Source organism: Streptomyces sp. NPDC093546 (assembly GCF_044765045.1).
In the GTDB taxonomy this organism is placed as follows: domain Bacteria; phylum Actinomycetota; class Actinomycetes; order Streptomycetales; family Streptomycetaceae; genus Streptomyces.
This window is the reverse complement of sequence record NZ_JBIWJG010000010.1, coordinates 1-20,808: the sequence shown is the minus strand read 5'-3', so window position 1 is coordinate 20,808 and position 20,808 is coordinate 1. Positions and strand designations below refer to the sequence as shown.

At 69.4% G+C, this 20,808-nt stretch carries 15 protein-coding genes; 2 read left to right on the top strand and 13 right to left on the bottom strand.

The genetic code is table 11. The annotated features are described in order from the left end of the window. Window positions 1-122 precede the first annotated feature (122 nt). Entirely contained in the window at window positions 123-1,088 is a 966-nt protein-coding gene (locus ACIRNI_RS21660; protein WP_403553324.1) for a DMT family transporter, read from the top strand. Here ACIRNI_RS21660 and ACIRNI_RS21655 read toward each other — a convergent pair. From ACIRNI_RS21655 to ACIRNI_RS21595, 13 genes are all read right to left on the bottom strand, one after another. Continuing rightward, on the bottom strand, window positions 969-2,201 hold the full coding sequence (locus tag ACIRNI_RS21655) for a transglycosylase family protein (protein WP_403553322.1): 1,233 nt from the start codon (window positions 2,199-2,201) through the stop codon (window positions 969-971). The two genes, ACIRNI_RS21660 and ACIRNI_RS21655, sit on opposite strands and share 120 nt — an antisense overlap. 396 nt (window positions 2,202-2,597) lie before the next feature. Next, window positions 2,598-3,242, bottom strand: coding sequence for a LuxR C-terminal-related transcriptional regulator (locus tag ACIRNI_RS21650; RefSeq protein WP_403553321.1), 645 nt, complete (start codon window positions 3,240-3,242; stop codon window positions 2,598-2,600). Beyond that, window positions 3,233-5,014 carry a sensor histidine kinase gene (locus ACIRNI_RS21645; RefSeq protein ID WP_403553319.1) on the bottom strand — a complete coding sequence of 594 codons (1,782 nt, stop codon included), beginning with the start codon at window positions 5,012-5,014 and terminating at the stop codon, window positions 3,233-3,235. Before ACIRNI_RS21645 ends, ACIRNI_RS21650 begins: the two co-directional genes overlap by 10 nt. A gap of 100 nt (window positions 5,015-5,114) precedes the next feature. Further along, on the bottom strand, window positions 5,115-5,843 hold the full coding sequence (locus ACIRNI_RS21640; protein ID WP_403553318.1) for a DUF2625 domain-containing protein: 729 nt from the start codon (window positions 5,841-5,843) through the stop codon (window positions 5,115-5,117). 320 nt (window positions 5,844-6,163) lie between these two features. Continuing rightward, window positions 6,164-6,850 carry an arylsulfatase gene (locus ACIRNI_RS21635; protein ID WP_403553316.1) on the bottom strand — a complete coding sequence of 229 codons (687 nt, stop codon included), beginning with the start codon at window positions 6,848-6,850 and terminating at the stop codon, window positions 6,164-6,166. Window positions 6,851-6,866: 16 nt separating this feature from the next. Next, on the bottom strand, window positions 6,867-7,295 hold the full coding sequence (gene panD / locus ACIRNI_RS21630; protein WP_403553314.1) for an aspartate 1-decarboxylase: 429 nt from the start codon (window positions 7,293-7,295) through the stop codon (window positions 6,867-6,869). Window positions 7,296-7,579: 284 nt separating this feature from the next. Further along, window positions 7,580-7,972 carry a zinc-binding dehydrogenase gene (locus ACIRNI_RS21625; protein WP_403553312.1) on the bottom strand — a complete coding sequence of 131 codons (393 nt, stop codon included), beginning with the start codon at window positions 7,970-7,972 and terminating at the stop codon, window positions 7,580-7,582. 1,530 nt (window positions 7,973-9,502) lie between these two features. Then, window positions 9,503-10,177, bottom strand: coding sequence for a type I-E CRISPR-associated protein Cas6/Cse3/CasE (cas6e, locus tag ACIRNI_RS21620; protein ID WP_403553310.1), 675 nt, complete (start codon window positions 10,175-10,177; stop codon window positions 9,503-9,505). Continuing rightward, window positions 10,162-10,998: a type I-E CRISPR-associated protein Cas5/CasD gene (cas5e, locus tag ACIRNI_RS21615; protein ID WP_403553309.1), complete on the bottom strand. Its 837-nt coding sequence runs from the start codon at window positions 10,996-10,998 to the stop codon at window positions 10,162-10,164. Before cas5e ends, cas6e begins: the two co-directional genes overlap by 16 nt. Further along, the gene (gene cas7e / locus ACIRNI_RS21610) at window positions 10,995-12,170 is read right to left on the bottom strand and encodes a type I-E CRISPR-associated protein Cas7/Cse4/CasC (protein WP_403553307.1); all 1,176 of its coding nucleotides are present in this window, start codon (window positions 12,168-12,170) and stop codon (window positions 10,995-10,997) included. The genes cas5e and cas7e overlap by 4 nt, the downstream gene beginning before the upstream one ends. Before the next feature lie 27 nt (window positions 12,171-12,197). After that, a complete protein-coding gene (casB, locus tag ACIRNI_RS21605) occupies window positions 12,198-12,905 on the bottom strand; it encodes a type I-E CRISPR-associated protein Cse2/CasB (RefSeq protein WP_403553305.1) in 708 nt (235 codons plus the stop codon). Then, on the bottom strand, window positions 12,902-14,512 hold the full coding sequence (casA, locus tag ACIRNI_RS21600; RefSeq protein WP_403553303.1) for a type I-E CRISPR-associated protein Cse1/CasA: 1,611 nt from the start codon (window positions 14,510-14,512) through the stop codon (window positions 12,902-12,904). The genes casB and casA overlap by 4 nt, the downstream gene beginning before the upstream one ends. A gap of 32 nt (window positions 14,513-14,544) precedes the next feature. Next, window positions 14,545-17,277 (bottom strand): CRISPR-associated endonuclease Cas3'', encoded by a 2,733-nt coding sequence (locus ACIRNI_RS21595; RefSeq protein ID WP_403553301.1) that lies wholly within the window; start codon window positions 17,275-17,277, stop codon window positions 14,545-14,547. Window positions 17,278-18,044: 767 nt separating this feature from the next. Between ACIRNI_RS21595 and ACIRNI_RS21590 the strand changes: the two genes are divergently transcribed. Then, entirely contained in the window at window positions 18,045-18,167 is a 123-nt protein-coding gene (locus tag ACIRNI_RS21590; RefSeq protein ID WP_403553299.1) for a hypothetical protein, read from the top strand. Window positions 18,168-20,808 lie beyond the last annotated feature (2,641 nt).

Genomic DNA, 20,808 nt, shown 5'->3' with positions numbered 1-20,808 from the left:
CTCGTTTGGCAGGTTTCAAAAGCCGAACTTTACGTCAGCACGGCGCCTTGCCGCCAAACGGCCCTCTCGTACTCCCGTACTCCATCGGGAGTAGGACCGATTGCGTGCTCAGGGACGACGACGTGAACGATCTCGGGCGCGAGGGTGGGGGCATGAGCCTCCTCGCCCTGTCGGTGCTGTTGTCGCTGGTCTCCGCGGTCGCCTACGCGGCCGGGGCGATCACGCAGGAGCGCGTCGCCGCGCGCCCGGGTGCGCCGGCGCGCAGCGCCGCCTGGTGGGCGGCGGTGGTGCTGAACGGGCTGGGCGCGCTGCTGCACGTGGTGGCGCTGGCGTACGGGCCGCTGAGCCTGGTCCAGCCGCTGGGCGCGCTGACGATCGTGTTCGCGCTGCCGCTGGCCGCGTTCTTCACCGGGCGGCGGGCGGGGGCGGCCGGATGGCGCGGCGTGGTGATGGCGACGGCGGGGCTGGCCGGGCTGCTCGCGCTGACGGGGCAGGCCGGGGCGCGCGCGGTGGACGGCGGGGCCCGGCTGCTGCTGGCGGGGGCCGGTGCCGGGGCGGTCGCGGTGCTGTGCGTGGCGGCGCGGGGCCTGGCGCGGCGGCCGGGGGCGCGCGGGGTGCTGCTGGCCGCCGGGGCGGGCGTGGCGTTCGGGATCGCGTCGGTGTTCACGAAGGCCGTCGCGGTCGGTTTCGTCGCGCACCACCCGCTGGGCCAGTGGCCGAGCCTGCTGACCATCGCCGCCTTCGCGGCGGCCGGGCTGGCGCTGTCGCAGGCGTCCTACCGGGGCGCGGGGCTGACGGCGCCCCTGGCGACGGTCACCGTGGTCAATCCGGTGGTGGCCGCCGCCGTGGGGCTCACGCTGTTTGGCGAGCGGTTCCGGTACGGCGTACCGGGCACGGTGCTGGCGCTGGGCTGCGGGGTGGTGGCGGCGGGCGGCCTCATCCTGCTGAGCGCGGTCCCCGGCGAGGGGTCAGAGCCGTACGCCGCCCGACCTCAGGTACGCGAGGGGGTCGATGTCGGAGCCGTACCCCGGCCCCGTCCGCACCTCGAAGTGGAGGTGCGGTCCGGTGCTGTTGCCAGTCGATCCTGAACGGGCGATGCGCTGGCCGCTGGTGACCCGCTGCCCTTCGCGGACGGTGAGCGCGGAGAGGTGGGCGTACTGGCTGTACCTGCCGTCGTCGTGGCGGATGACGACCTCGTAGCCGTACGCGCCGCCCCAGCCCGCGGACACCACCCGCCCGGTCGCCACGGCCTTGACGGCGGTGCCGGTGGGCACCGGGAAGTCCACGCCGGTGTGGTAGCCGCTGGACCAGGAGGAGCCCGCCTTGCGGTACGCGGTGCCGGGGTCGGCCTCGACGGGGGCGCTGAAGCCCGCGCTCCGGGGCTTCGGGACGGAGGCGGGTTTGGCGGCGGGCTTCTTCGCGGCCGGCGGCTGGGGCTTCGGCTGGGCGGCAGGCTGCTTCGCCGCCGGTTTCGGCGGGGCCGGCGGCTTGGCGGACGGTGCGGTCGACGGCTTGCTCGGCGCCTTGGCCGACGGCTTCGCCGCCGTCGTACGCAGCGTCAGCTTCTGGCCCGGCATGATGAGGTCCGGATCGCTGCCGATGACCGTGCGGTTGGCGGCGTACAGGCGCTGCCAGCCCCCTCTGACCTTCTGCTCCTCCGCGATGTCGGAGAGCGAGTCGCCGCGCGCCACCGTGTAACTCTCGCGCTGCCCGGGCACGGTGGTGGGCGTCGCGGGAGCGGAGCGCGGCGTGGCGGGCGGCGTGGCACGGGGCGCGGCGGCCGGTGCGGCCTTCCCCTGAGGGGCGATGTCCGGTGCCTCGCCGCCCCGGGTGAGACCCGCCTTCACCGAGCAGGCGGGCCAGGCGCGCGGGCCCTGTCCCTTGAGCACCTTCTCGGCGATGGCGATCTGCTGGTCCCTGGTGGCGAGGTCGGCGCGCGGGGCGTAGCGCGTACCGCCGTACTCCTCCCAGGTGGACTGGGTGAACTGCAGCCCGCCGTAATAGCCGTTGCCGGTGTTGATCTTCCAGTTGTTGGTGGACTCGCAGGCCGCGACCTTCTCCCAGACGTCCACGGACGCCGCGTGCGCCGCGCCCGCCCCGAGGAGCGGGAGCGCCATTCCGGCGCCGCCCGCCGTGACGGTGAGCGATGCCCGGTTGATACGGCTCGGCTGATACCGGCGGTGTCGTCCGCGTACGGCCATGGTCGCGTTCCCCCCTTGCTTGCACAGAGCAGCAGGCGCCCAAGCTAGAGGGAGCGACGGGCGGTGACAAGGGGGCACGCGCGGCATGGCGGGGCGCTCAAAAACGCGTTCGTGCCCCGTCGTTCGGCCCGGCTCAGGGCTAGCCCTGATGTGCCGCGGGGCGCGGAACCGTAGATTCGGGGTTGTCGGTCGGCGGGCCCACGAGGTCGTGACCCCCGCACGGGGGCGGGGTGTTGCGCAGTGTGCCCGCCGACGGCCGCGCTGATGACCACGAACAGGGGGAAGCTCCGCACGTGCCTCGGTGCGCGGGGGGCCGTACGGTGAGGGGGAAACCGTACGGCCGTACCCCTGACGGCCCCTCGGCCGCCGGCACGCGCCGGCGCACACGCCGCCGCGTCAGGCCTGGAGGTACGCCAGGACGGCACGGACCCGCCGGTGCTCGCCCGGGTCGGGCTCGAGGTGGAGCTTGGTGAAGATGCTGCGGACGTGGGTCTCCAGTGTCTTGGCGGCGATGTGCAGGCAGGCGCTGATGCCGTCGTTGGAGCGGCCCTCCGCCATCAGGGCCAGGACTTCGCGCTCGCGAGGAGTCAGCGTGTCCAGCACACGGTCCGGCCGGGGCCGGCGCATCAGACGGGCCACGACCTCCGGGTCGATGACGCACTCGCCGCAGGCCACCCTCCGCAGCGCGTCGAAGAGCTCCCGCGCGTCGGTGACACGCTCCTTCAGCAGATAACCCACGCCCTGCCCGTCGTTCGTCAGCTCCTCCAGCACGCTGCCCGTCTCGACGTACTGGGACAGCAGCAACACCCCTGTGCCGGGCCTGCCCAGGCGGATGGCCCGCGCGGCGCGCAGGCCCTCGTCGGTGTGGGTCGGCGGCATCCGGATGTCGAGGACCACCACGTCGGGTGCGGTCGTGGCCACGAGCTCCACCAGCCCCTCGGCGTCCCCGCGCTGTGCGACCACAGTGATGCCGTGGTCCTCCATCAGCCGGGCCAGGCCCTGCCGCAGCAGAGCGGAGTCCTCGGCCAGAATCACCCGCACGGCAGCTCCACCTCGATCCGGGTGCCGTCCCCAACCGGGGAGCTCACCCGCAGCCTGCCGCCGACGGCGGCCACCCGGTCGGCCAGGCCGCGCAGGCCGCTGCCCGCCGGATCGGCTCCGCCGACGCCGTCGTCCACCACCTCGACCACCAGCCACAGGGCTTCCCGGCGCACGGTGACGGTCACCGCCCGCGCCCCCGAGTGCTTGCCGGCGTTCGACAGGGCCTCGCAGACCACGTAGTACGCCGTGGTCTCCACCAGCTCCGGCAGCCTGACCTGGTCGGCCATGACCACCACCGGAATCGGGGACTCGTCGGCCAGCGCGGTCAGTGCCGCGCGCAGCCCTTCGCGCGCGAGGACGGCGGGGTGCAGCCCCCGGGCCAGCTCACGCAGCTCCGTCAGTGCCGTGCGCAGCGTCTGCTCGGTCTCGTCGACCGCGGCGAGCAACTGCGGGTCGCGGCCCCACTGGGTGCCGATCCGCCGCAGCCCCATGAGCGCGAACACCAGGCGGCCCTGCGCCCCGTCGTGCAGGTTTCGCTCCAGGCGCCGCCGCTCCCGCTCCTCGGCGGACAGCAGCCGCATCTGCAGCTCGCGCGCCCGTTCCGCGTTCCGCGCGGCCCGCTCGGCGAGCTGCATGGTGCGCAGGCACAGCCCCACGGACGCGGAGACCGCCTCCATCAGCTCCGGCTCCTGCGCGAGCGCCCGGTCGTGCACCAGCACGGCCGGCGGTGTGCACCCGGGTCCGAGGGGCGTCACCGCGGCGCCGGCGGCGGGGCGGCCCCGCGCCGGCCCGCCGATCGGACGCCCTTCGGGATCGGTGTACAGGCCGGACACGGAGGCGTGCGGGATGCCGAGCCGTAGCGTCGGGTCTCCCAGCACCTCGCGCAGCGCGGTCTGCAGCTGGGCCGGTGACGGGTCGGGCCCGGCGGCGATGACCAGGTTGCCGACGTCGGCGCGGCGCAGGCGGATGCGGAACAGTCCCACCAGGAAGGCCACGGGGAGCGCGACCTGCGCCAGGTCCGACAGCACCAGGGGCAGCAGCTCGCCGCCGTGCAGCAGCCCGGGGTGGAGGACGTACAGCACCTCCCAGCCGACGAAGGCGACGGCGATCGCCAGGGGGACGGCGACCGGCACGAGGACGCGGCGGTACGCGGGACTGCCCGCCAGCCACCGGCTCACCATGAGCGCCGCCACCCACAGCGTCAGCCCGGCTCCCACCCAGCGGTAGGCCAGGTCCACCCCGGCGAACACGGCGGGGTCGCGCACGAGGAGCAGCGCGTTGCCGCGGCAGTCCTCGCACAGGAGGTACGAACTGCCCGGGTCGGCCGCCGGGTCGTAGCACAGGGCCCGTACCAGTCCGCCCACCGCCACCAGCGCGTACGCGGCGCCCACCGTCATCCTGGCCCGGCGCCGCCCGACCCGGCCCTCGGGGAAGGCCAGCAGGAGATGGGCCAGCACGGCGAGGTTCAGCGCCTCCCACCAGGCCCCCATGCCGATGAGCAACGGCTGGTCGAAGCCCTGGAGGTTCCCGATGAACCAGGTGAGCCCCTCGGCGAGCATCAGCCGCCCGGTGCCGTTGGCGGGCCGACGCCAGAGCGCGATGAGCCCCGCGGTCGCGTAGGCCAGGCCCGTCAGCACATCGACAACCACCGCCGACGGTTCGGCTCCGGTCCGTACGTACCCGAGTGTTCCGACGACGGCGGCGCACACCGCCGCCACCGCCCACGCCACCAGTCGCCCGGTCTCGCGGCCCGCTCCAGGCTTACGTTCCACCCCAGCGTCCCCCGCGCTTTCGGACCTGCTCACGCCCGCCGCCATTGTGTCACCGCCCGCCTTCGACGACGGCGCGCGGTTCCGGGGCGGCTTACGGCACCTATACGGCACCGAGGAAACCGGGGTCGGTCCCGTCGAGCTGCGCGCAGGTGGCACGGCTCACCCCGAGGATCTCCGCCATGGCCACCGGGCGCCGGCCGGCGCCCGCCAGGTCACGCCGGGCCTCGGCCGACCACAGCGGCGGGAAGAACGCCAGGCCCTGCCCGGCGGTCAGGCCGCGCACCTCGTCGCGCCAGCCCGGCCAGCGCAGTGTCTCGTAGAACTCGTCGAGCGCACCGGACAGGATCCACGACAGCCACGCGCCGTGTCCGGCGCCGAGCGCCTCCCAGTGGAGGGAGTCGGGCGCGAAGTACACCACCTCGCCGGGCGCCCCGGGCCGTCCGGCCTGCTCGGGTGCGGCGCCGTTGACGGCGAAGACGCCTCCGAGGACGTCGTGCGCGACGATCAGGCCCGCCTCCGCCCGCCAGCCGGCGTCGAACGTGGCGGGGAAGTCGTTGACCCGGGCCAGGGCCGGCAGGTCCCGCGGGTTGCCGGGCACTGGGCTTCCGAAGACACGCAACCAGCCGTCGTCGAGGACCAGGCCGCCGCAGTGCAGCGCGAAGGCGCCCAGGTAGGACCTGGCCGTGATCTGCAGGTGGAGGAGCGCGGCGCGCCCTGCCTCGCCGTCGGCGGGCAGCACCTCGACCGGCGCCCGGCTGGAGTCCAGTTCCTTTCGGAGCTCGGGCCAGGCGGGGTCGTCGACGTCGATCAACTCGGGCAGCTCACGCACCGCCGCATCCTCGCACGGCCGCCGATCAGCTCATCGGGCCGGGCTCCGGTTCCGGTCCGGGTACGGGGTCCGGGCCGGGCGGCTTCGGCACCGGGTCCGGCGCCGGTCCGGGCGGTGGCGGTCCCGGATGCGGCGGCGGTGTCGGTACGGGTCCGGGGGCGGGGCCCGGCTCGGGCCCCGTCGGCCCGGGCTGGGGCACGGGCGTCGGCGGGACCGGGTCCGGCGGCACCGGGCTCGGCGGGGTCGGCGACGGCGGTACGGGGTCGGGGGTCGGCGGATTCGTCATGGCGTCCATCCCCTCGGTGATCGTGCGGGCCCGTTCAGGCGGGCCTGTTCAGCCTCTCGCGCTGCGCGTTCCCCGGCGCGGCGGGATCACTCATCAGGGTGGCGACGGCCGCCGTGAGACCGGTGCGGGGGCTGGACAGCACCGGGATCGCGGTGCGGGCCCGGTCGGCGGCGTCCGCCATGGATGCCTGGGCCAGCACGATCACGTCGGCGTCCCGTACGCCGTCGAGTGCGGCGGCGACCGCCGCCAGGTAGCCGTCCCGGTCGCCCGCCTGGAACCGCGCCCACGCGTCGTCCACGAGGACCGTACGGATCGACGGCTCCCCTGCCGCCCCGCCGGCCGCCTCCTCGCGGATGAGCGCCACCGTGGGCTCCAGGGTGCTCGCCACCGAGGCGATCACGACGACCCGGCGCTCGGCGGCGGCCGCGGCGGCCATCGGCCGGTCCACCCGGAGCACGGGCACCCCGGCGGCGACGCCCTCGGCGACGGCGCCGATCGTCGAGCACGTACACAGGACGGCGTCGGCCCCGCCGTCCACCGCCTCGGCGATCGCCGCCGCGACATCCCCGGCCACGGCCTCCGGCCCCGCTTCGCGGGCGCGTTCCAGCAGCGACGCGTCGACGAGGTGCCGCAGGGCGAGCCCGGCGTGGTCGGCGTCGCGCAGCGCGTCGAAGACCGGCACATGGACGGAAGAGGTGTGCAGCAGCGCCAGCACGGCCATGGCCCGGTCCCGCCGGTCAGCCGCGCGCGGCGGGAACGGCGTGCGGGCTGCGCGCGGTGTCGGTCCCGGGCACGGGCGCGGAGGCGTCGGAGCCGAGCTCCACGATCCGGTTGGCGGCGTCGACGTGCACCACCCGCGGCACGAGCGAGCGGGCCTCGGCGTCGTCGACCTGGGCGTAGCTGATCAGAATGACCAGGTCACCGGGGTGCACGAGGTGAGCGGCCGCCCCGTTGATCCCGATGACCCCGGAGCCGCGCTCGCCCTCGATGACGTACGTCTCCAGGCGCGCGCCGTTGTCGATGTCGACGATGTGCACGAGCTCGCCGGGGAGGAGGTCGGCGGCCTCCATGAGGTCGGCGTCGACGGTGACCGATCCCACGTAGTGCAGGTCGGCTTGCGTCACGGTGGCGCGGTGGATCTTGGACTTGAACATGGTGCGCAGCATGTTGGACTCCTGGAAGACAGCTCCCTGCCTACTTTGTGCAGGTCAAGGGCAGTCGCGACTCTACACCGGCACGCGCCGAACGATGTTTGTGAGGAACATCGCTCCGGCCAGGCGAGACGGCTTCCCACCTGGGCTTTCGCACTGTCACCGACGCTTGTCCAGGCGATCCTCTGGGAACGCCCGACGACGCATGCTGACCGAATGCTGACTTACCTGATGAGCCATCACCCAGGTCGGAGACCTTCCCGACCGAGCGTGCGAGGGCTACGTCCCGCCCTTCCCCCTCAGGGCACTGCCAGGACAATCTTCCCGAGTGCCTGGTGAGAAGCGAGCCTCCGCACGGCCTCGAAGGCGGTGCGGAAGTCGTATCTGCTGTCGATCAGCGGCTGCACCCTGCCGTCGAGGAGAGCGGGAGCGAGCGCACTCACCGCCCCGGAGAGGACGGCACCGAGCTTCTCGGGCCGGGAGAATCCGAAGGACACCCCACGGACACGCAGGTGCCGGTACGACAGGACGTCCAGGTCGACGGCGGACTCGGCCCAGTCCAGGCGGCCGATGTTGACCACACTGCCGTCGACACTGGTGGCCGGCAGGCACTCGGCGAAGGTTCGGCCTCCCGCATGGTCCAGGACGAGGTCGACACGCTCGCTGCCGGTGTGCTCCGTACGATGCTGCATGTCCGCCGTATTGAACGCCCCCCCCGCACGAGCGGGGTGCTCCGAAGAAGGCGGTCGACTACACCCTGGAGCGGGTCTGGCTCCCGCGCCAGCGTGGGCATTCCGCCTCCGTACCTTGAGAACTGAACAACTGATCCTCCAGTTCCCCACGCGAGCGGGGGTGTTCCGACGTACATCAGCTTGAGGAGCGTGACCTCGTCATGATCCCCGCCCAAGCGGGAGTGTTCCGCGCGTCGTATCGGCGACGATCCGGACGTCGGCGTGGTCCCCGCGCGAGCAGGGGTGTTCCGCCGGTGTGAGGGTCCTCGTCGGCCGTGGCCTCGTGGTCCCCGCCCGAGCGGGGGTGCTCCGCCCCGCGACAGGTCCGCCTCGACGCCACCGTCGTGGTCCCCGTGCGAGCGGGGGTGCTCCATTCCTGGCCGACCTGGGCCGCGCGAACAAGGGGTGGTTCCCGCGCGAGCGGGGGTGTTCCCGCTGCGGCTCCGAGCACAATCGCCAGCCGGCCGTGGTCCCTGCGCGAGCGGGGGTGATCCGTCGTCGGGGGTCGGGATCGCTCGCGCGAACGTGTGGTCCCCACGCGAACGGGGGTGATCCGTCACCGGCCGTGAACAGCGTTGGGCGGCCGGGGCGGTCCCCGCGCGAGCGAGGGTGATCCGCAGACCGACGCCCGGCAGAAGCACGCCCTGGCGTGGCCCCCGCGCGAGCGGGGGTGTCCCGACGCTGACACTGGCGTAGTCGAACCCTTCCAGTCGATCCCCGCGCGGGCGGGGGTGTTCCGGCTCGACACCATGACTGAGTCGACCAAGCCGGGTAGTCCCCGCGCGAGCGGGGGTGATCCGGAGCGGACGGGCCGGATGTGTGACATCCGGCCGTGGTCCCCGCGCGAGCGGGGGTGGTCCGCCGCCCGAAGAGGGCGCCTGGTCGATGACCGACCAGTGGTCCCCTCGCGAGCGGGGTGGTCCGGTGCGGGCGAGGTGGACGGCCGGGTCCTCGCGGTGGTCCCCGCGCGAGCAGGCGTGTTCCGTCGGAGCAGGTTTCGGTGCGGTGCCGGCTGCGGTGGTCCCCGCCCGAGCGGAGGTGTTCCGACCTATACCGACGTCGAAAAGCGCTCGGGCACGTGGTCCCCGCGGGAGCGGGGATGTTCCGGACGTGATGCGAGGCTTCATCATCGGCATCGTCCGGTCCCCGCGCGAGCGGGGGTGTTCCGCTGATCGAGTCGACGTACGCCGGCAAGATGATGTGGTCCCCAGGCGAGCGGGAGTGCTCCGGTCATCACGGCCCGGGTCATGGGTGAGCGGCCGTGGTCCCCGCAAGAGCGGGGGGTGCTCCGCACTCGATCGTCGTAGCCCTGGTGCTCCTCTGGTTCCCGTACGGGGGGCAGTTGGCGCCGGTTCTATGTGAACAAGCCGTGGGGGTCATCCCCACACGTGTGGAGATCAGGACTGCGAGGCCAGCTGCCGGACGTCGGCCGCGAACACAGAAAGCAGCCGCAGCAACAAGTGCCCGGCGGCCTTGGGCCAGGAACCATACTCATGAACGCTGCTGTATGGGTGCAACTGTCAACATTCCGCACCCATATGCCTTGCCCCGTCCGATGCCTGCAGCGATCTTCTCGCGCAGCAGGTCGGCGTCGAGGACTCGGGCTGTCCCGTCGAATTGGGTGCGGGAGTGCTGGACGAGCTGCTTTGCGGTGCGGTTCTTGGAAGGTTTGTAGCCGCTCACCTTGGCGAGTGGCTGAGCGTCGATGTGCAAGGGTTCCAGGCCGGCTGCGGTGGCCTGACGTTCCCACCATTCGACTGCGGCATTGCCGCTCAGGGCGACAATGGGAGGGAGTTTATACGCCTCGCGGGAGGTTGCTCCGGGTTTACGCACGGGGTTGGCCACGCAGCGATAGTTGACCACTGTTCCTTTACAAAGGCTTGACAACAGACTCTCGAGCGAGCGGGTTTCGATGCTGCCGTAGGTGTCCGGCAGGCGTGAGGGGTCGGGTTTGACTTGACTTTGCAGGAGGATTTGCGGCCCGCGTGGGGTTTCCTCGGCTCGGAACAAGACGCTGAATGCTACTCGGGCAGGACCTTCGACTCCGTCAGGGAACATCTGGAGCAAACGTTGATTCAACCTGATTCCTTGAGCGTTGCCGCTAAGGTCCCGGTGGGCTTCAGGAGAGCTGGCCGAGGGCAGAATACGGGTCAGCCACAGTGCCACCAGGCGCTCCTCTTTGGTGCAGTGAAATGGGTGTCGGTGTAAAGCTGGAGCTTCCTCAGGTAGTCGGTGGCGAGGCCTCCGTACTCGGCATCCGGGAGGAGGGCAGAACGACGGTAGAGCGGTCGGGGTCTGTACTGACGTGCTGACGGTGCGAACGATATTGGTTCGTCGTTGACTTCACCGCTGTGGTGGTCACCGTGGTCGTGGCCTGGGACGACTGCTGTTAGGGGAAGAATCCCGAGTGGTCTGTCGCCGTAGAATTCGATCGGCTGCGGACTGGTGCGTGGTTTCTTGGTTGCCAGCGGCATTCTCGTCAGGTGGTGCAGCGGGTCTTCCACGATTCCGAGCAGGATCGGTCCCTCTGGCGGGCAGGATCGACGGCCAAGAAAGAGAGGCCAGTGCGGGGTACGCAGAGCGTCAGCACACGACTGGAGCAACGCTTCGTCGTCGGATGTGAGTGCGACGACGAAGGAGGCGTCGGCAAGGTAGTAGCGTTTGGACACCAAAGTGCCCTTGCCCTCGGGTCGGTGTTCGCCATTGACGGTAATGACTGTCTCGTCGGCCGGTAGTCCGCCGCCTACGGTATGGAAGTCGGACAGTACGACACCGGGGCGGTCGACTCGGACGGTCATCGACAGCGCCGTGAGATCGTCCAGGGAGGCGCCGCGCGGTCGACCGAGACCTGCAGCCAGCATGCCGATGACGCCGGACCGGGTGGGGAACCGGGCTGTGTCACGCTGCAGGTACTTGCTGTGGGTGCCCCAGGACTGCAGTGGGCCTGCTAGGCGCAGTAGCAGTCCGCGGACGGGCCTTGCGGTCACTGCGGGTGCTCGGCAAGGGCGGTGGCTACGGCTGCGGTAACGAGAGCTTCGAAGGAGGGGTGCCGCTCTCCAAGGTGCTCCAGCTTGTCGAAACGAAGAGAAGCGTGCCCTGCGTGCAGGACGCGGTCGCGGCCGAGAAGCGTATTCGCGGCCTCAGAATAGGCATCGATATTTTGGACTGACCGCGCGACGTAGCCGCCGTGTTGGGCAGAGCGTACGGGTTCTTCGAAGGCGGCGGCGAATGACAGCGGCCGGTCGGAGCGGACTGCTACGTGCACCAGGTGCGGGAGCGAGTGCGGAGCGGTGGAGTTCTTCTTCGCTTGCGGTAGTGACTCGATGAAGGAGAGGAGGAACTGGCCGGCGAGTTCGCGGGCGGCTTCGAGTCCGATGTCGTAGTCGTCGCTCAGATTCTTGACAAGCTCCTCGAGGTCTACGGTAGCGAACCGGTAGAAAGTGCCGGTGCTGAACTCGGCTGTGCCCATGTGGCCACTGCCGGTTTCGTCGTCTTTCGCCGCGGTGACATCGTCAACGGCTGCGAAGTAGTCGAGTTCGACTTCGGTGGTGTGCGTGGTGAAAGCGTGTGCGACCTGCACGGCGCCGTCGACGCCTGCTTGGTTGACCTCTGCGAGCATGCGGCCGAAGAGGTTGATGACTCCGTTTCTCTTGAGAAGGACCTTGTCAATCTTTCCTTTCAATGCACTCTCAGGCTTGCTCCTTCCCTTGCCTGTGAAGTCGGCCATGAGGGCTTCTTTATGCGCTTCGGCGATGTCTGCCAGTTCTTGGACAGCATCTTCGGGGAGGTAGATGAGTGCGTTGGTCAGGATTTTATTCGTGATGGGTTGCTTGTCTTTACCCTTGGCCACCTCCCACTTAATGCTGCTTCCTGTCGCGACATGCGCGCCGGCGCGTTCAGCGATCAACTGATCCCATCCCCGTTCGCGGAGGGCCTCGGCGACTCGCTCGCCAATGCGACGTGTACGCAGGGCTTTGTCGCCGAGTTTGTCCTGGAAGTGCTCGCGGACGGCCCGTTTCCAGGACTGGCTGGACACGCGAGTACGCAGGGCGTCGCCGTAGAGCATGGTTTTCACCGAGTTGGTGTCGTCCCGGTTCAGGTTCGCGTAGGGGACGGGTTGGATGATGTGGATGTCGATGAAGCGTGGCTTGAGGTTCACGGGGTGGCTCCTGTGGGCGAGGAAGGGTCAGTCCTGGTAGGCGGCGGTGATCCGGTAGAAGTCCTGCAGCCAGCGGCGGCTGATGCGTCCGGACCGGTAAGGCCAGTCGACGAGGTCTGCCAGCAACTGTCCCCAATCGATGGGGGCGCCCGCGGCGCGCACCTGGTTGACCGCAGCAGGCAGGTGCAGGTGAATGCCGCGGGTGCTCTGCCGTGTCAGAAGGTTGATGCGGTTTTCTGCGGCGCTCATCCGAAGAGAGGCGCCCTGCGCGATGACGGCTTGTCCCAGAGTGGAGCCGAACGAAGAGCCGTACGGGGCGGGCACAGAAGGAGCATCTTTTTTCTTGTCCGCTTCGCCGCTCTCCTGGAGGTTTTGCGTCTGGGCTACCTCGGGCTCGTCTGAGCTGTCTTCGTCTTCTTCCTGGCTGGGCGAGAAGGCGTGTCGGGGCTGGGCGGCGATCAGCGAGGCTACGGTGTAATACGCCTGTGCTGTGGCGTCGTCGCACTCTTCCGGCACTCGGGAGGCCAACAGCCGGTGCATGGGGCGTGTGCGCGGGTGGTTGAGGTCGCGGCGTAGACCCGCTCGCAGCGCTGCATGTGCGCCGGGGTCCGTGCGGCACAAGCGTTCAATGTTCGCGGTGAAGGCAGCGTACGCGGCAGGGTTCTTCTGGCGCTTGCTCGCTTCAGGGGTTTGAGAGGTCACTGCGGGGGTCCTTGAGTCGGCGGGGGTGGTCATGACTTCTTGGCCGCCTTTTTCTTCTTCGCTCGTTCCATCGCCTTGAGCGGGTCCTTCACCGCGGCAAGGATGATCGCTCTCGCGCCGGCGACGGCCTTCGCGCCTCGTGCAGTGCGTGTCACGGAGCCGGTCACCGTCTCGTATGCTTCCAGCGCGTGCTGCCCGAAGGCCCGGCATGCATTCTGGAAGACAAAGTTGGATTCCGCGGTGTTGTCGGATCGTGTCAGCTGTCGAAATCGTGACCAGAACTCGTCCTCCGCTGCCGGCCAGTAGCGTGCTGCGACCGCGTCCTGCCAGGTTCCCGGATTGTTTTTCTTGTCATCCGTGTACTTCAGCCAGGCTTCCTTGGTGGCCAGATTCAGCCGTTCCCCGAAGAGCTCGCCCAACTCACGGAGTTGGCGTACGGGCAGGTCGGTGCTCATCGCCGCTTGCTCTACTCGGGTCAGGACCATGGGAGTCGTGGAATCGACGTATTGGCGGTTGGCCGCCTGGGCGGCGTCCTGCTCGAAGCCGAGCGCGCGTATCCGCAGGTACTCGCTGACGTCGAAGGCGTGGTCCATGACTCTTGGCTGGATGGGGCTGGAGTCGTCCAGTTGCTTGAGCAGAAGGGCGTCGATGTCCCGCCAGAGAGAGCGGGAGGAGTCTGCAAGGCGGGGGAAGGTGTTTCCCTCGTCGTCGATGTCCCAGATCAGGTAGTCGTCCTGCGGCCGGATCCGTTCGGCGTTGTAGGCCCAGGTGACGTACGCGTCAGCCACGTGCTCCCCATCCTGGTCGGGGACGAGGTAAAGCGAGTGCTGCGAGCAGGCGGTGAGTTGTGAGCAGGGGCCCAGTGGTTCAGCCATCGGCTTGAGCGGGTCCGGGAGGTCGTCACGCTCCCAAGGGCACAGATCGGTCTGCCGGCTGACCTCGCCCGCAGGCGGAGTCAGTCCGGCCAGCAGCGTCAAGAAAAGGTTGTCGCATTCCGGGTGATACGACAGCGCAGCTCGCAGGGGTGCGGCCTTCGCATAGTGGTGGCTCACCTCGCCAACCGTGCGCGTCGAGAGCGCGCCGGGGGCTCCCCAGTAATGCCAGGTCAGCAGTGACAGCGTCGCTTGCGAGAGGCTAGGGGGTTCTGGGTCGTAATGACTCCAATGCCCGAACCAAGAGTGATTGTTACCTGCTGCCCGGCTCATGATCAGCTTATGGACCCCAGCAGTGTTCTTGCTGTCGCACTGGTCGGGCAGGCGGGGGTCCTGGAGCCATGGACGATCACCATCGAACAGGTTGAAGCGGTGGCTCCACTGCTCGAAGTAGCCTTCGACACCAGCTCTGCGGCCATGGGGAAGTTCTATGTTCCGCTCAAAGAGGCCCTGCTCGAGGACTTCCTCACGCCGACCGCCCCAGCTTCCGGGGCGGGCTTCGTCCAGGCCGGTGATTCGGGCGGTGAGCGCGTACAGCACGCGCAGCAGAGCTGAGTGGGCCGGAGCTTCCGGGATCAGCAAAGAGCGGATCTCTGGTGCCCGCAGGAACATGTCCCTGAGGCCCACTTCCGGTGGGCCTGACTTTCCCTCCACCCATGCGACGGGAATCCATGGCTGGTCGATCAGATTAAACGCAGGCGTGGACACGCCCCTCCCCCGTGTCAGACGTGCACCGAATGCTAGACGGACGGGCGGGGTGGCGCGGGCTGTTCCGAAAATCGGCCAGCTAACAGGCCGGTTTCAGTCATGCAGAAGCGGTTTTCCCCGTCGATGTACACCCACTCACCTTCCTGCGGGGTGAGGTTGAACCGCAAGACGGTCTTGAGCGCGGACATCTCACGCCACGATGCGTTGGCATCGCCCTCCACACCCTCGACGAGTCGCTTGGGTACCGGAATCAGATAGGGGACGAGTTGACCGGGCTTCGGTCTCTTCTTGGAGTCCCGCTCGAGCTTCACCCGCAGGGCCCCGTCCTCCAGCAGATTCCCTGGGTACAGGCACACCACATGCATCGCATCCTCGCCAAGCACGGAGGAGAGCAGTTCGGGCTCCATACCGCCGTAATCGCGGCTCAGCAGGCTGAGGTCAGCATCGAGGTCCCGCGGTCCAGGTACCGCCAGCCAACCTGCGGTACCGCTAGCTCTGCGTTCTTGAACCGTGCGTTTGTTGTCGAGCCGCTGGAGCTCACGAGCCGCTCGCTCTCCCAGACCGTCGACGAGGTCGTCGGCGTACACCTCATCCAGCAGTGAGGGCAGGTCCTCGGGCAAGGAAACCGTCCTGCCCGTTCCCAGGACCATGCCGGTGCGCCGCACCAGCGCGGCGTCGTCCAGTTCGGTCCGGTTGCCCGCTTGAAGCACGACAAGCCGCGCCCGGTCATCTGTGCTCTGCGCCGCACGAGCTATCAGGTTCACGAGAGGCGCCGGGCCGGAGATGACCAGGTCGAAGTGCAGACCCCGGACATGCTCCAGCATTGGCGTCGTCACCAGCACGGAAGGGCCGCACACCCCACCATTGACAGAGAAGACACTGCGACAGGCTGCGAGACGCTGCCATCGGTCTTTGTTGCGCATCTGTTGGTGAACCAAGGTCACATCGAGCCCGGGCAGGTCCTGCGTGAGCCGGCGGAACGTGAAGATGGCTTCCTCGGGTGTCGAGCAGTACACAGCGGCTGTTCCGGCACCAGCTACGGCCAGCGGTGCGAGGGCCTGCCGGATCTCGTCGTACGGCGCACCGTCAGCGACCGTGATGCTGAGAGTGCCGGTATGGATGTCCCCGGCAGGCTGGAGGGGCAGCTGTCTGCCTCCGGACTGCGCATCCACGAACGACCACCCTGGTAGCCCACGAGGCTGCGTCAGGGGTTCGATTCCCCCTCCCGCGCCGCGACGGTAGGCCGCCAGCATCGCGTCCACCGACCTGTCCGCAGCCAAAGCGGCCAGGACGACCGGGATCTGCAGTGCAGCCGCCCACTCCAGGAACCGGAGCATCAGCTTCTGCCCCCAGGCCCCACGGGCATGAGCCTCATCCACCACAATGACCTTGCCGGAAAAGGCAAACAGCCTCATCACGTTGAACTTCACCGGCATGACAGCCTGCAAAAGCTCGTCCACCGTTCCCGTGCCGAACGGAGCCAGAAGCGCACGATGGTGAGAGTTGAGCCAACTGTCCGCTGCCAGGGCCCACTCCTCGCCAGGCTCCGCACAGACCTCCCCTGCCGCATTGGCCTGCGCCCACTGCTCCGTGGCCTCCGCCGGCTTCAGCCGGGACGAGCTGTGAAGCAACAGCGCCCCCTTGGGTCCTGTCAGAGTCTGCCGGCCGAAATCAAGCACCTGTTCCATGTGACTGTCGGCCGCTGCACCGGTCGGAAGCGCGTAAAAAAGCCCCCGCGCATTCGCCGCATGCCCGAGAACCGCCGCTGCATGAAGAGCCGCTTCTGTACGATCCTGTGACGCCGGTGCCGTTACCACCACGATGCCCGGCCCGTGCTTGGCTACCAAGTCAGGCAACTGGCCTGCGATGCTTGCCGCAAGGCCACGCTTGCCATGGCGCGCAGGCAGGTATGACGGCCGAGCGAAGCGCGTACCCAGCAGGTCCGTCTGCTGCACCAGAAGAGGAGCCGCGGTGCGGGCAACCTGCCAGTAAGCATCCAGTTCGTCCGGAGTTCCAGCCCACCCCTCCCCCCTCAGCCGGGTCCGGACTCCTTCTTGGATACTGGCCAGCCAGTCCGACATGATCACCAGCCCCCCCAGGACAACAGCCGCTCCCGGCGTCATCTGCCCTGCCGGAACCACCTCCGCCCCGGTGACTCTGCGTACCTCATCGAAGTGGATCCGCCGCTGCTCCTCCCAGCTTCCCGCTCCCAGACCGGAGTGACGCGCGACAGGGCACCTCGAGTCCTTGTCATAGACCACCGGGTGGAAGCCACCTCCATGTCCGCCGAGCAACTGGGCCACGGCATGACTGAGCTGAGTCTGCGGACGCCGCTGTGACGACGGATAGCCGATCTCCTTGAACGCCCGCACCAGCCACCAGTGGGTCGCCGCTTCATGCGACTGTTTGTCCTGCGCAGCGCTGGCACCGAATCCGTATCCCGGCTCACCGATCAACTCCTGGGCCTGCAGCTCCCCGTCTCCGCGTTTCGGCCCTCCGCTCTGCAGCTGGAACGGGACACTGATCTTCCCGACGTCATGCAGCCCCGCCCAGAACGCCACAAGCGCACGCGCCTGCTCATCCTCAACCTGCAGCGCCTGTGTCACCATGCTCCGCTGGCGCACGGTCAACAGCTCGTCCCAGACGACCTCGGCAACAGCTGCCGTGTCCAGGAGATGACAGATCAAAGGGTGCGCGTGCTGCAGACCGCCGACGCTCTTGCCCAGCCCGGCATGCTTGCCCCAAAGACGGGAGTCCAGTGACACGGATTCTCCTTGTCGCAGATTCGCGGCGCATGCCTGCTCCAGAAGCGGGAAGCGGAAGGATCCACACCTGAACGCATCGCCACCTCGCCGGGACGATACGAAGGCCAGAGAAGTTTCGGCCAACCGCAAGCACGCCAACATCTTTACCCAGTAGACTACTTACCGCTGCACGCCTCCCTGAGGTGCGCGGAACCCCACTGGCTCTCCAGCCGGCGGCACTGTCGGGACAAACGCATGACCCTCCCGAGGGACGTGGCGCCCTCGGCAGTGTGATGCCACGTGGAGATACAGTGTCCCGGTTCTTGCCCAAGTTCGCCCTGCGTCGCGAGACCCTCCTCAAGGCGTCTCGTGTAGTGGTCAGCACGGTACTCCGTGTCCTGATCAGCGAACTCGTCAGCTGGCTCATCTGAGCCACGGGTGACGGATCCCAGGGGTCCGTCACCCCTTATGTGAAAGCAATGCCCCGTCGGCGGGCGATTCTCGACAGCCCGCGGCCCGGATCACGGGCCGGCTCCGCTCCCCCGCAGAGGGAATCGCGTCCCCCGCGCAAACTGGGGTGTTCCGACCCTCACCGCGTCCTGGAGCAGCCCGCTTGAGTGGTCCCCGCGCGAGCGGGGGTGCTCCGGACCCGTACGCCGGCAAGGACAAGAATCACGAGTGATCCCCGCGCGAGCGGGGGTGTTCCGATGGGTGCAGGTAGGTCGTCCGACGGGGCGCCGTGGTCCCCGCGCGAGCGGGGTGTTCCGACCCGGTACGAGGCGCATGGGATGGCGCTTGAGTGGTCCCCGCGCGAGCGGGGGTGTTCCGGCGACCAGGACGACGACGTCGGGCTGGAGCGGGTGGTCTCCGCGCGAGCGGGGGTGTTCCGGGCGGACGTGACGAATGGGTGAACCTCGCGCCGTGGTCCCCGCGCCAGCAGGGGTGTTCCGGTGCGGCCGCAGGTATCGACCGGGCATTTTGCCGGTCCTCCGAGAGCCGGGGCAGGTGCTCTTTACGATGCTGCCATGACCGCCGTATTGAACGACCGATCCCAGCGCGAGCAGGGGTGCTCCGAAAAGGCGGTCGAGTACACCCTGGAGCGGACCTGGTTCCCGTGCCAGCGTGGGCATTCCGCCTCCGTACCTTGAGAACTGAACAATTGATCCTCCGGTCACCACGCAAGCGGGGGTGTTCCGGGGCGGCGCCAAGTCCTCGTCCCGATCCACGCGCGAGCGGGGGTGTTCCGGGGCAGGCGTGGCGGTCGGCGCGCACCGTGTATCGGTCCCCGCGCGAGCGGGGGTGTTACGCAGCTCTACTAAGCCAGCTCGATCCTGATCTGTTGGTCCCCGCGTAAGCGGGGTGCTCCGACCTGCCGCACGGTCACCCGGCCACCCCAGCCATGGTCCCCACGCAAGCGGGGTGTTCCGGAGCACGACGGTGAGCAAGTCCCGTCGTCGGCCCAGTCCCCGTGTGAGCGGGGGTCTTCCGTCGGCGCTCAGGAACAATGGTTCACAGGCCATCCGCTCCCCGCGCGAGCGGGGGTGTTCCGTACGATCTCCGATTCCGTGCGCTACCCGCAAGGTTGGTTCCCGCGCGAGCGGGGGTGTTCCGGCCCGGCTTCGTCGCATCACGTACGAGCTCGACCGGTCCCCGCGCGAGCGGGGGTGTTCCGCTGTGGATGGGCGAGTCCAGCTGGCGCCACTGCTGGTCCCCGCGCGAGCGGGGGGGTGTTCCGTCGTACATGCGCCGGACGCTGGAGTGCCGCTCCTGATCCTCGCGCGAGCGGGGGTGTTCCGTCGTGGCAGTGCGGATGGACGGGGACGCTGGCCCGGTCCCCGCGCGAGCGAGGATGTTCCGACGCGGCCGTCGCCGGTCTCGGTGTCCTCGTACCGGTCCCCGCGCGAGCGGGGGTGTTCCGACGGATCTGCGGTGTGCTCCGCGGCTGCTGCGCCGGTCCCCGCGCGAGCGGGGGTGTTCCGCAGACCATCATCGCGACCGTCCGCATGGGAGCCGGTCCCCCGCGCGAGCGGGGGTGTTCCGCCGTCGATGACGCCCTCCACGAGCGCGATAGACCGGTCCCTGCGCGAGCGGGGTGCTCCGACCCCGACGTGCCGGGCGACGTCGAGGACTTGCCGGTCCCCGCGCGAGCGGGGTGGTCCGTGGCAGGAGCGCCTGGAGGACGGTCACGCGAAGTGGTCTCCGCGCGAGCGGGGGTGATCCGGACGATCTCGGCCGCGGCATCGAGATGTACGGGTGGTCCCCGCGCGAGCGGGGTGATACGTACTTCGACTGGTTGATGACGAGGGTCTGCTCGTGGTCCCCGCGCGAACCGGGGTGCTCCGGCCGTGGGCCAGGTGCTCAAGGACGCCCATGTTGTTCGCGCTGGTCCAGAACCCGTGGTCCCCGCGCGAGCGGGGGTGTTCCATCGACCGGGACCTCGGGGCGCGCCATGGGGGCCTGGTCCCTGCGCGAGCGGGGGTGTTCCGGGCATCCTCTACGTGGCCTTGCCGGCGGCGTGCTGGTCCCCGCGCGGGCGGGGGTGTTCCGCCGTAGTTGTCATGCTCTGGGGTAATCAGCCGGCGGTCCCCGCGCGAGCGGGGGTGTTCCGCCGCGTGAACCGCGCGCCCTCGGCCCCGTGATGTGGTCCCCGCGCGAGCGGGGGGGGTTCCGGTGCCGCGCAGTTCGACGCTGTCGCCGAGGACGTGGTCCCCGCGCGAGCGGGGGTGTTCCGACCGTGTATCCACCGGGTTCATGGACCTCGACCCGGTCCCGCGCGAGCGGGGGTGTTCCGCGACGCGGGCTCGGTCCGGGGTTCAAGGGTGTGTGGGCCCCGCGCGAGCGAGGGTGTTCCGGTCATCGGTTGTGAACTCGGCCATTCGTCCGGGTGGTCCCCGCGCGAGCGGGGTGTTCCACCGCAGGTTCAGGTATCACCGGGCGTCCTGCTGGCCCTCCCCGCGTGCAGGGGTGCTCCGTACGATGCTGCATGTCCGCCGTATTGAACGACCGACCCCCGCGCGAGCAGGGGTGCGCCGGTCACGAAGGCCGACCCACGGACATTCGTACTGTGGTCCCCACACCGAGCGAGGGTGTTCCGATCCGGTCGCTGACCGATCCGTCGACGCTCGAGTGGTCCCCGCGCGAGCGGGGGTATTCCGTCCAGGGCCCGGATCCCGTCGAGGTACAGGCGTGGTCCCCGCGCGAGCGGGGGTGATCCGTCGCCGGCGTCGTGGCAGCGGACCCACCGGCCGTGGTCCCCGCGCGAGCGGGGGGGGATCCATACGATGCGCGCATGTCTGCACACGAGATGAACTGGTCCCCGGGCGAGCGGGGGTGTTCCGGGTCGGGACCGGCCGCGCCGCTCATACGCGTCGTGGTCCCGCGCGAGCGGGGGTGTTCCAGTCCGCAAGCGCGCCCGTCACCTCAAGGCGTAGTGGTCCCCGCGCGAGCGGGGTGTCCCGTCCTAGGCCGTGTCCGGAAAGTCGATCGCTCGTTGCTCTGTTCGTGGTACGTCGGCATGAATTGACGGATGAGTCGTGGGCGTTGATCGCTCCG

Excerpts from the sequence above, each read along its gene's own strand:
- casB (WP_403553305.1), bottom strand. The coding sequence starts at position 12,905 with ATGACCACCCCCGCCGACTCAAGGACCCCCGCAGTGACCTCTCAAACC.
- ACIRNI_RS21590 (WP_403553299.1), top strand. The coding sequence starts at position 18,045 with ATGGCGCTTGAGTGGTCCCCGCGCGAGCGGGGGTGTTCCGGCGACCAG.
- ACIRNI_RS21635 (WP_403553316.1), bottom strand. The coding sequence starts at position 6,850 with ATGGCCGTGCTGGCGCTGCTGCACACCTCTTCCGTCCATGTGCCGGTC.
- panD (WP_403553314.1), bottom strand. The coding sequence starts at position 7,295 with ATGCTGCGCACCATGTTCAAGTCCAAGATCCACCGCGCCACCGTGACG.
- ACIRNI_RS21625 (WP_403553312.1), bottom strand. The coding sequence starts at position 7,972 with ATGCAGCATCGTACGGAGCACACCGGCAGCGAGCGTGTCGACCTCGTC.
- ACIRNI_RS21655 (WP_403553322.1), bottom strand. The coding sequence starts at position 2,201 with ATGGCCGTACGCGGACGACACCGCCGGTATCAGCCGAGCCGTATCAAC.